Source organism: Aurantibacter crassamenti (assembly GCF_016811105.1).
GTDB lineage: Bacteria > Bacteroidota > Bacteroidia > Flavobacteriales > Flavobacteriaceae > Aurantibacter_A > Aurantibacter_A crassamenti.
Genome location: NZ_JAFBGM010000002.1, coordinates 993,704 through 1,005,769, shown reverse-complemented (window position 1 = coordinate 1,005,769; position 12,066 = coordinate 993,704). Strand labels below are relative to the sequence as shown.

Here is a 12,066-nt window from a genome sequence, read left to right as displayed (position 1 = left end):
ATCTTATCAATAGAATTTAGAACACTATATTAAAATGACATCAGAAACAATAATAAGTATTTTCTTAGGGATAGGCCTAGCGGCATCTGTAGGTTTTCGAGTTTTTCTTCCCTTGTTTGCGTTAAGCTTAGCATCTTATTTTAATATTTGGGATTTAAATGAAAGCTGGCAGTGGGTCGGCAGCTTGGCTGCAGTACTTACCTTAGGTGCAGCTACAATTTTTGAAATATTTGCATACTTTATTCCTTGGGTTGATAACCTGTTAGATGGTTTTGCGGTACCGTTGGCAGCAATAGCAGGTACTGCAGTAATGGTTTCAACCGTTGCCAATTTAGATCCCGTTGTTACCTGGGCTTTAGCTATTATAGCTGGTGGTGGAACAGCAACAGCCATAAAAGGGGCTGGTGCAACCAGCAGATTGACTTCAACCGCCACAACTGGTGGTATAGGAAACCCCATTGTATCTACCGTAGAAACTGGTGCTGCGGCTGTTGTTACCGTTGCATCTATATTCGTGCCCGTGGTGGCTGTTATTTTAGTAATCATTATATTGGTTATTATTTTCAGCATATACCGTAAATTGCGCCCGAAAAAGGGATAAGTTTATCCTACTAAAAAATTGTGTATTGAAAATTATTGCAATGATACCGGCTCGTTATGCCGCTTCCAGATTTCCTGCTAAGTTGATGCAAGATCTTTCTGGTAAGCCGGTTATCCTAAGAACTTATGAAGCTGCCGTTCAAACAAACTTGTTTGATGACGTTTTTGTAGTAACTGATAGCGATGCTATTTTTGATGTTATTACGAAATCAGGAGGGAAGGCCTTAATGAGTGTTAAAGAGCACGAATGTGGTAGTGATAGAATTGCTGAAGCAGTTGAAAACATGGATGTTGATATAATTGTCAACGTACAAGGTGATGAGCCTTTTACTGATCGTGAGAGTTTAGTAGGTGTTCTTGAAGTGTTTAAAGATGACCCTAAAAAAGAAATTGATCTTGCTTCTTTGATGGTTAAAATAACCGATCAAGAAGAGATTGAAAACCCCAATACTGTAAAGGTTATTGTAGATAATAGAAATTTTGCTTTGTATTTTTCTCGTTCGGTAATACCGCATCCGAGAGCTGTTTCTGATCGTACTGTATACTATAAGCACAAAGGTATTTATGCATTTAGAAAAAATGCCTTGATGGATTTTCAACGCTTGCCTATGCTGTCACTTGAAGCGACTGAAAAAATTGAAGCTATCCGTTATTTGGAATACGGAAAAAAAATTAAAATGGTTGAAACCACAGCTAGTGGAATAGAAATAGATACCCCCGAAGATTTAAAAAAGGCCAAAGCAGCATGGAGGTAGATTACAGTAAAATCAAAACCATTGGTTTTGATGCGGATGATACCTTATGGGTTAATGAGACCTATTTTAGAGAAGCCGAAGATAAATTTGCTGACTTATTAACGGGTTATGAAACCAAGAATAAAATAGATCAAGAGCTTTTTAAAACAGAAATCAAGAATTTAGAACTGTATGGTTATGGTATAAAGGGTTTTATGCTTTCTATGGTTGAATCGGCCCTCGAGTTGTCGAATAATCAAATTTCGCAAGCAACGATTCTTGAAATATTGAATCTTGGTAAAGAAATGATTAATCAAGAAGTTGAACTTTTAGAGGGTGTTGAAGAAGTTTTAGCTAAATTAAAAGATAAATATCGCCTGATTGTTTTGACAAAAGGCGATTTGTTGGATCAAGAACGTAAGTTAGAGCGTTCTAATTTGTTGCATTATTTTCATCATGTTGAAGTATTGAGTGATAAGAAGGAGGTGAATTATATGAATTTGCTTGAACATTTAGAAATTGATACTAAAGAGTTTTTGATGATTGGTAACTCATTGAAATCAGATGTATTACCGCTTATAAATATTGGCGCTGAAGCTATTCACATACCTTTTCATACTACTTGGCAACATGAGGAAGTATCTGTTGATAAAAATGATTATAAATATCTGAAGATAAATAAGTTGACAGATATTTTGAAATATTTGAAATAAGTCTATGAAGGTCAGAAATGATATCGATATAAAAGAAGTAACTAATATAAATGCGGTTAAGCATAGAAATTTTCCGCAAGTACCTAAAGTGATATTTGGTAAAGGTTGTTTTAATCAGCTCGGCGAAATATTGCTTCCACAGAGAAAACATGCTGATGCACCATTTATCTTTTTAGTTGATGACGTATTTAAAAATACAGAATTAGCAAAAAAAATTCCGTTGCTTTTCAATGATGAATTGATTTTTGTTTCTTCCGCAGAAGAACCTAAAACGAATCAAGTTGATCAATTGGTTCATGATATTTTGCAAAAGTACACGAGTCTGCCATCTGGAATTGTGGGAATTGGTGGTGGAACATTGCTAGATTTAGCAAAAGCAGTTTCATTACTATTAACAAATAAAGGTAGTGCAGCAGATTACCAAGGGTGGGATTTAATTCAGAAACCTTCAATTTATAAAATTGGTGTACCAACTATCAGTGGTACTGGCGCAGAGGTTTCAAGAACTACTGTTTTACTAGGTCCTGAGAAAAAATTGGGTATTAATTCTGATTTTACAGTTTTTGATCAAGTTGTTTTGGATCCAGAAGTAACAGTTGGTGTTCCAAAAGATCAATGGTTTTATACCGGTATGGATTGTTACATTCACTGTATAGAATCCTTAAATGGTACATATTTAAACGCTTTCAGTAAAAGTTATGGTGAAATGGCACTTGAACTTTGTAAGGAAGTTTATTTAGAAAATTTAGAAGCATTAGAATCAAGAGAAAAATTGATGATGGCCTCTTGGCATGGCGGTATGAGTATTGCTTATTCACAGGTTGGTGTTGCACATGCCATGAGTTACGGACTTTCATATTTACTAGGCATTAAACATGGTATTGGTAATTGTTTGGTATTTCAACATTTAGAAGAGTTTTACGGTGAGGGTGTCGCACTTTTTAATGAGATGAAACAAAAGCATCAAATTGAGTTACCAACAGGTATTTGCAAAGATTTAACCGAAGATGATTTTGATACACTTTGTAGTGTTGCTCTAAAAATGGAACCTTTATGGGAAAATGCAATTGGCAAAAACTGGAAAGAAACCATTACTCCTGAAAAGCTTAAATCTATTTATAGAAAGATTTAAGCTTATTATCGCTGAATACCAGCGTTACACAAAGTTAATTTTACTAGAGCCATTCAATATGCATCAAATAGCAAAGTTTATATACTACAAGCTAATGGGGTGGAAGCTAGTGGGTACATTTCCTAAAATCGATAAATGTGTAGTGATCGTTGCTCCACATACTAGTAACTTAGATTTTTTCTTAGGCCTTTTAATTAGAAGGGTTATGAATGAAGAATTCAATTTTGTTGGTAAGAGAAGTCTTTTTAAATGGCCCTACGGATGGTATTTTCGATGGATGGGTGGTATGCCAGTTGATAGAACCAAGAATAATAATTTTGTTACAGCATGTGCAGATTTAATTCAGAAAGTTGATAAAATACATTTGACATTAGCCCCTGAAGGAACGCGTAAAAAAGTTACCCAATGGAAAACAGGATTTTATTATATCGCCAAAGAAGCAGATGTGCCTATTGTTCTTGTAGCCTTTGATTATGGTAATAAGCAAGTTAAAGTTTCTGAAGCGCATAGTACATCTGAAAGTATTGAAAATGACTTCCAAAAATATAAAGCTTTCTATGAAGGTACTTCTGGTAGAATAAAAAATAATTTTACTACGCCTTCCCTTTAATTTTTTTGATAAAGCAAAATTTTTATTCGTGTACTGATCTGTGTATTAAACCATTACGGGTTTGCGTAATTTTTATTGTAGTAAATTTCTTCCACAACAGTTCTTCCTATTCTTCGCAACAATTTTTATAATGTTCACAACAATTATTTAGAATTTCAAACACTTGGTTTTAGTTTAATGGCGCGAATGAAAATGCGCACTTCCCAAATTTTAGTACAATTTTCCTACTTATCAAATGGTGACGGTATGCCATAAGAATCGGTGTATCCATAAATTTTGAGTACTAATTTATTGGTCCGAATATTCTTCCCCTCTAAGACCAACAACTGTTTTAACTAAAACCTAACCATTATGAAGAATTTTACTTTTTCAATGCTAGTAGTATTTTTATTTTCTTTTTTGAATGTTCATGCGCAAAACGAGTTCATAACTACTTGGCGCACTACTACAACCAATGAAAGCATAACAATACCCTCCTTTATAGGTGAAACTTATGATTATTCTGTTGATTGGGGGGATGGAAGTACTACTGTTAATGAAAAGGGCGATGCTATTCACACTTATACTTCGGCTGGAACATACACAGTAAGTATTACAGGCCTTTTTCCAAGAATTTATTTTGAGTTTCCCGACGATCGATTAAAGATATTAACAGTTGAACAATGGGGTGATAATCCTTGGTCTTCAATGAATCGTGCTTTTTTCTCTTGTGAAAACATCGAAGTAAATGCCACTGATATTCCTGATTTTTCCAATATGAATGACACTTCAGATATGTTCTATCAGTGTTTTAATATGCAAGGTAATCCCTCATTTGAAAATTGGGATGTGAGCACCATAACTAATATGAGCGGTATGTTCCAAACATCTGCGTTTAATCAACCTATCGGGTCTTGGGATGTAGGCAATGTCACGGATATGTCAGCCACATTATTTCAGGCACAAAGTTTTAATCAGCCATTAAACAATTGGGATGTTAGCAACGTTTTGAATATGAACAACATGTTCAGAACAACTCGGTCTTTTAATCAAGATTTAAGTTCATGGGATGTGAGTAATGTAACCAATATGGACCTAATGTTTGCGGAGACAGATATTTTCAATCAACCTTTGAATAGTTGGAACGTTTCCAACGTTACCAGCATGAATGCAATGTTCAGAAATGCATTTCAATTTAACCAAGATTTGTCCTCTTGGGATGTTAGTAATGTTACTACCATGCAGGTAATGTTCTGGAATGCCGTTTCCTTTAACCAACCCTTAAATTCTTGGAATGTTGGCAATGTGACCAACATGTTGGGCATGTTTCAAAATGCACAATCTTTCAGTCAAGATTTAAGTGGCTGGAATACAGTCAATAATACTGTTTTCAGCCGTATGTTCCAAGATGCGTTACAATTTGATCAAGATTTGGGAGCTTGGAATATAGAAAGATTAACAACCGCTGAAGATATGTTCACAAATGCCGGACTCTCTACGGCTAATTATGATGCCACACTTACCGGTTGGGCAACCTTGGAAACCGGCGAAACCCAGGTACCGACCAATATTACTTTCAATGGTGGAAACAGCCAATATTGTAATAGCGTAACCCAACGCCAAAACCTAATCGATAGTTTCAATTGGATTATTACCGATGGGGGTAAATTATGTGAAGAAACCCAAGCAACATTAAACCCTGATGGTTCCCTTACTGTTGAAGATTCAATAGGCGAGCCTAATGATGATAACTTTACACTTTCACTAAATGGTGTTAATTTGGTATTGAGTAATACGGTTCCTATAGCCGTTTCTGGAGATGGGGTAATACAAATAGATGCCAACACTGTTGAAGTACCATTGGTGACTATTACCAAAGGAATTGAAATTGATGGTGCAGCTGGTCTGAACACATTGTCGATTGATTCAAGTCTCAGTCTTACTGGCGACGGTAATAATCTAACTGTACGAAATACTGATGTACGAGTATTTAACACTGGATCGAGCGTTTTAGTATTAAATGCCCTTATTATTAATGGTGATAGTGAATACGACACAAATGGTTTAACTACCGAAGTGATTACTGAAGCCAATTTCTTTGACGGATCGGCCATTGTGGGTACAGGCACCCTTTTGGGAACCTTGAATATGAGCGACTTCTCGACCATTGCTCCCGGTACCAGTCCGGGTATATTGAATACCGGCAATCTGACCCTAGGGGCCGACGCTGCCTTTGATGTCGAGGTTAACGGACCCGTAGCAGGAGCATTAGATGGTCATGACCAGATAAAGGTAACAGGTACCGTTGAATTAGGGGGTGCTTTGCTTGATATCAATAGAGAAATTGGATTTAACTACATGGGTAACCCTGGTGATGAATTAATCATAATCGATAATGATGGTACAGATGCAGTAAATGGCACATTTGCTGATCTTGCCGAAGGTGCGGCCATAAACGATGATTTTATAGGTACTATAAGCTATAAAGGTGGAGATGGAAATGATGTAGTATTACTTAGTACTAGTACCATCGATTTTTCGGGTGCTTTTATAACCACTTGGAAAACCGAGAACAATGCACCTTTTGGGTCAGGTCCAAATAGTCTAGAGTTAGCTATTAATGGGACTCCCTTTGATATCGATTGGGGTGACGGAACCGTTGAAACTATTATCAATGGAGCTCCAATACATACCTATGATAACCCAGGGACTTATGTAGTAAAAGTAAAAGGAGAGCTAAATTCAATAAATTTTGACCTAGAGAAGGAGAAATTAATTGAGATAAATCAGTGGGGTAGTGAGAAATGGAAATTAATGACAAGTACTTTTAAAGGATTTGTAAACCTTGATGTGGTAGCTAATGACGCTCCTGATTTGTCAGAATTAGAAGAACTTGATTTAGAAAGTCTCTTTGAGGGTTGTGAATCCCTAGTTGGTAATGATAATTTTAATAAATGGGATGTCTCTTCTATTGAATTAATGGGAGATATGTTTAATGGGGCGTCTTCTTTTAATGCTGATATTTCAGATTGGCAGGTTTCTAATGTAACTAATATGGATGGCATGTTTGATGGAGCGTTATTATTTAATGTAGATATATCAGGTTGGAATGTTTCAAATGTAAAAGATATGTCTTTGATGTTTAGAAATGCTTTTAATTTTAATCAGAATTTAAATTCATGGTTAGTTTCAAATGTCAAAAATATGACCTCAATGTTTAATAGAGCTTCTTCTTTTAATGGTGATATAAGTAGTTGGGACACGTCTAACTTATTGTATACATCAAGAATGTTTTTCGGTGCAAAAGACTTTAATAGAAATATTGGCAATTGGGATGTAAGTAAAGTTAAATCAATGAGTTTTATGTTCACCGATGCCCTAAGCTTTAATCAAAATATTGGCAATTGGGATGTCAGTTCCGTTAGTCAGATGCAGGGTATGTTTTGGAACGCCCAAGCCTTTGATCAAGATTTAAGTGTATGGGATATCAGTAATATAAGACAAGATTTTCCAACCTCAGGAATGATTAATATGTTTGATCAATCAAAATTATCATTACAAAATTATGATAATACCCTTATTGGGTGGGTTACTTTAGATATTGAATCTGGAGAAACAAAAATACCTGAAAACATATATTTTGATGGCGGAAACAGTCAATATTGTCTAAGTGAAGATGCAAGAGAAAGTCTTATAAGTGATTTCGGTTGGGTTATTAATGATAGTGGGTTAAAGTGTAATGAGGCCTCTCTTTTAATTACCGAAATAATGTACGATCCAACCTCTAACTCAGATGGTGAATGGATTGAAATTTATAATAGTGGATCCGAAGCTATTGATTTAGATGGGTATGTACTAGATGATAATACAGCTGCTGGGATTAGTGCAGCAAATATTCCTTCATTCTTATTAATGCCGAATAAATCGGTAATTCTTTATGATGATGATTTGCCTGAGGGTCAATTTGAACATGATTGGGGAACGGCGGATGCTATTGGAGTAGCTAATTGGCCACCCTTAAACAATGATGGTGATTCCATAGGAATATGGGATAGTTTTGAAGCATATTCGGGCGATAATGAAGATCAATTGAATACTATTGAACAAGTGGTTTATGATGTTGGAAGTGGATGGCCCAATGGTGCAGATGGTAAATCAATTTTTCTAATTGCACTTGAATTTGATAATACTGAAGGTGGCAGTTGGTCTTTAAGCAGTTCAGAACTTGGAGAAGAAGAAACTCCATTATTTAATAGCTATGAAAGTGCACAAGGTGACATAGGTTCGCCAGGAAATCCAAATGAGATTGAAGATAATGAAGCTCCAACAATTACTTGTCCTGAGCCAGTAACTATAAATACGCAAGAAAATAGCTGTGAAGCCAGTTTTCCGTTATTAGAACCTACAGCTACCGACAATGTTTCCGAAATCATTGAATTTGAAGGTGTTAGAAGTGATAATCTAAATCTAACGGATCCTTTTCAAAAAGGTTCCACTACAATAACATGGACAGCAATAGACGAAGCTGGGAATAGATCAGAACCTTGTGAGCAAATTATAACGGTTATCGACGAAGAAAATCCTGAGATTACTTGTTCGGGCGATATTAGTATAATTGGTACGGGTGCACAATTTGTAGATATTGAATCGCCAGTTGTTTCTGACAATTGTTCGGACCCTTTAATTTTAACTTTTGAAAGATTAGATGACAATACTTTAGGTCTTGAAGATGAATTTCCAATTGGTAATACAATTATTACTTGGACAGTGGTTGATGCGAGTAATAATATTGCGGTATGTACTCAAACTGTTACCATTACTTCGGGTCAAACTGCAGCAAACGATATAACTGCTTTTTCTATTCCAAATCAAATTGGAGATACAGAAATAGATTTAGAAGCGAATACGGTTACGTTGAAAGTGCCTTTTGGTACGAATCTATCAGCACTGACTCCTACTATAATGGTTTCTGAAGGATCAACTGTAAACCCAGCCTCTGGTGAAGAAAACGATTTTAGTACTCCTGTAATCTACTTTATTACAACTTCTAATGACTTAGAGGCAGAATGGACTGTGATAGTTGAAGTTGAGGAAGATCTTGAACCGCCAGTAATTGAATGTCCTGCTAATATAATTGTAGATAATGATCTTGGAGTGTGCGGGGCTATAGTAGAATTTACACCAACTGCCACCGATAATAGTGGTGAAGTGACCATTAGTGCTGATTTTATGTCAGAAACTGAGTTTCAAGAAGGTGATACAGTCGTAACTGTAACTGCTACCGATTCTAGTGGAAATTCATCAACCTGTTCATTTACGGTTACGGTAAAAGATAATGAAGAGCCAACGCTCGTTTGTTCAGAAAATATTGAAAAAGTATCCGTGAATAATGAACCTGTAATTATTGATATTCCTACGCCAGAACATGATGATAATTGTGGACTGCAACCAGATCTAACAGCGGTTAGAGATGATAATATAGATTTTGGGCAACCTTATCCTGTAGGAACAACAACTATTACATGGTCAATTACAGATATTGCTGGTAATATAGGTACTTGTACTCAAACGGTAACTATTCTACCCGATGTCGCCAGTTTAAGCATCACTGGTTTTACACTTATTAATGCAGATACTGATTTGCCAATTTTTGACCTAACCGAGGGCCAAAAGATTGATATCAATACTTTGCCAACGACACATTTAGATATTCGTGCCAATACAACCGATGATGTCGAAAGTGTTCGGATTTCTTTAAATGGTGCATTAACAACAGCAAGAACAGAAAGCCTAACACCATTCGCACTATATAGAGATCTTCCAATTGGTGATTATATTGGGGCAGATTTTATTGTAGGAAATTATACGGTTGCGGCAATACCTTATGCTGAAGATGGACTAGGTGGTGATATGGGTAATCTATTTGCAATCAATTTTGAATTAGTCGATGGCGACCCTGCTTGTTCAAGTTTAACAGCTAGTTATACTACAGAAAATCCGACAACTTGTGGTGGAGGAGGTAATGTTACTATTATTCCTTCCGGTGGTACACCACCGTATCTGGTTGCATGGAGTTCATTTTCTTTTGAAGGGGAAACTGCAATAGGACTTAGTGCAGGTATTTATTCGGCAAATGTTTATGATTCAAATGGTTGTTCTATCAGAATTGATGTTGAAATTTTAGACCCTGAGCAACCAGAAGTAACTCTAAATCCATTTTCAGATATAACGGAGAATGAACTTCCTTTCCTATTATCAGGGGGAATGCCTGAAGGAGGAGCATATTCTGGTGAAGGAGTATCAGCAGGAATATTCGAGCCAAGTGGGCCAGGTATCTATGAAATTAGCTATACATATGAAAATCCGGTGACGAAATGTATCAATACCGCAACTCAAGAAATTACAGTGGTTCCAGAAAGTACAAATAGAGTAACAAGTTTTACTTTAATTAATGCAGATACGAATTTGCCGCTTTTTGATTTGACCGAAGATCAACAAATTGATATTAATTCTTTGCCAACAATGCATTTAGATATTCGCGCTAATACCGCTGAAGGTGTTGAAAGTGTGCGTATTTCTTTGGCCGGTGCCTTGACTACGGCAAGAACTGAAAGTCTACAGCCTTTTGCTTTATATAGAGATCTACCAATAGGTGATTATATTGGTGAAGATTTTATTGTAGGAGCGTATACTGTAGCTGCTATACCATATTCTGAAAATGGTTTGGGTGGAGAAATGGGAAATTCGTTTGCAATTAACTTTGAGTTAGTTGATGGCGACCCAGTATGTGCTAGTTTGACTGCGGTTTATACTTCAGAAGATCCGACAACTTGTGGTGGAGGTGGTAATGTAACCATAATACCTTCAGGGGGTACACCACCGTATGTGGTTGCATGGAGCTCATTTTCTTTTGAAGGGGAAACCGCAACAGGACTGAGTGCTGGAAATTATTCGGCTAATGTTTATGATTCAAATGGTTGTTCTATCAGAATTGATGTCCAAATTTTAGATCCTGAACCACCAGAAGTAACATTGAATCCATTTTTAGATGTTTTAGATACAGATACTGCTTTTGACCTTTCGGGAGGATTGCCAGAAGGAGGGGAGTATAGTGTCAATGGTATTGCCAATGCAATGTTCAATCCATCAGAAGGTATAGGTACATATGAGATTACATATAAATATACCGATCCAATAACAGAATGCAGCAACACCGCAACTCAAGAGATTGTTGTAAAAGCTGAAAGCCAGAATACCATTATTGCATTTTGGTTGGTTAATGCTGATAATGAGCAAGATTTGTTCCCAATTACAGATGGTTTACAAATCGATATTTCGTCGTTACCAACTCAGAACTTAGATATTCGTGCTGAAACAGGAACAGATACGGAAAGTGTCGGTTTTGAATTATTAGGAACTCAAAGTATAACACGAAGCGAAAGTGTACCACCGTATGCATTATATCAAGATTTACCAATAGGAGATTATATTGGGCATAATTTTGACTTAGGAGAATATACCTTATCAGGGACTCCCTATACTGAAAATAGCTTAAATGGTGATTCAGGTGAAACAGTTACTATCGATTTTGAATTTATCGATTCTACACCGACTTTGGCAGTATTAGGTTTCACCTTAATGGATGCAGAAAATGAGTCGGAGCACTTTGATTTGGTTGATGGTATGGAAATTAGACTTAGCGAGATTGGTTCTTTGTTTTTAGATATACGAGCGAATACTACTAATGATGTTGAAAGTGTTAGATTAGAATTATCAGGTGAACAAAGTACCGTTCGTACCGAAAGCCTTGAGCCTTTTGCTTTATTCAGAGATTTACCTATTGGCGATTATATTGGTAATAATTTTGACTATGGAGAATATACCGTAACGGCCACGCCCTATGCTGAAGATAATTTAGGAGGTGATATGGGAATTCCATTGTCAATTACATTCACTATTGTAGAAGAATTGGCAGAGAATGCCTTAAAAATCAGTCCGAATCAGGTTTCTAACCTAGCCCGAGCGAGTTTTGAAAGACCGATTGATATCCAACAAATTTTAATATTTGACATGTCCGGAAGAATTATAGAGTCCTACAATCCGCAGTATATTAAAAGCGGTAATGATTATGTACTTGATGTAAATTTTTACCAACAAGGGGCATATATTGTTAAAATGGTGGACAATAAAGGAGTGCCGTACCAAAAACAAATGGTAGTAAAACGACAATAAATTAATAGTTCTTCTTTGAAAGATTAAAAGCGACCTATTTAGGTCGCTTTTTTATTAATCAATGTA

The 12,066-nt window shown here is 36.2% G+C and carries 6 protein-coding genes; all 6 read left to right on the top strand.

Going from position 1 to position 12,066, the window contains the following annotated elements; translation table 11 throughout:
* The first annotated feature begins 34 nt into the window (after positions 1-34).
* The 6 genes from JQC67_RS16935 (at position 35) to JQC67_RS16910 (ending at position 12,000) form a co-directional block, all read left to right on the top strand.
* A complete protein-coding gene (locus JQC67_RS16935) occupies positions 35-601 on the top strand; it encodes a DUF4126 domain-containing protein (RefSeq protein ID WP_203254098.1) in 567 nt (188 codons plus the stop codon).
* A gap of 40 nt (positions 602-641) precedes the next feature.
* Positions 642-1,355 carry a 3-deoxy-manno-octulosonate cytidylyltransferase gene (kdsB, locus tag JQC67_RS16930; protein ID WP_203254511.1) on the top strand — a complete coding sequence of 238 codons (714 nt, stop codon included), beginning with the start codon at positions 642-644 and terminating at the stop codon, positions 1,353-1,355.
* A complete protein-coding gene (locus tag JQC67_RS16925) occupies positions 1,346-2,047 on the top strand; it encodes an HAD family hydrolase (RefSeq protein WP_203254097.1) in 702 nt (233 codons plus the stop codon). Before kdsB ends, JQC67_RS16925 begins: the two co-directional genes overlap by 10 nt.
* A gap of 4 nt (positions 2,048-2,051) precedes the next feature.
* Positions 2,052-3,179, top strand: coding sequence for an iron-containing alcohol dehydrogenase family protein (locus tag JQC67_RS16920; protein ID WP_203254096.1), 1,128 nt, complete (start codon positions 2,052-2,054; stop codon positions 3,177-3,179).
* Positions 3,109-3,789, top strand: coding sequence for a 1-acyl-sn-glycerol-3-phosphate acyltransferase (locus tag JQC67_RS16915; protein ID WP_317198381.1), 681 nt, complete (start codon positions 3,109-3,111; stop codon positions 3,787-3,789). The genes JQC67_RS16920 and JQC67_RS16915 overlap by 71 nt, the downstream gene beginning before the upstream one ends.
* Positions 3,790-4,140: 351 nt before the next feature.
* A complete protein-coding gene (locus JQC67_RS16910) occupies positions 4,141-12,000 on the top strand; it encodes a BspA family leucine-rich repeat surface protein (protein ID WP_203254094.1) in 7,860 nt (2,619 codons plus the stop codon).
* Positions 12,001-12,066 lie beyond the last annotated feature (66 nt).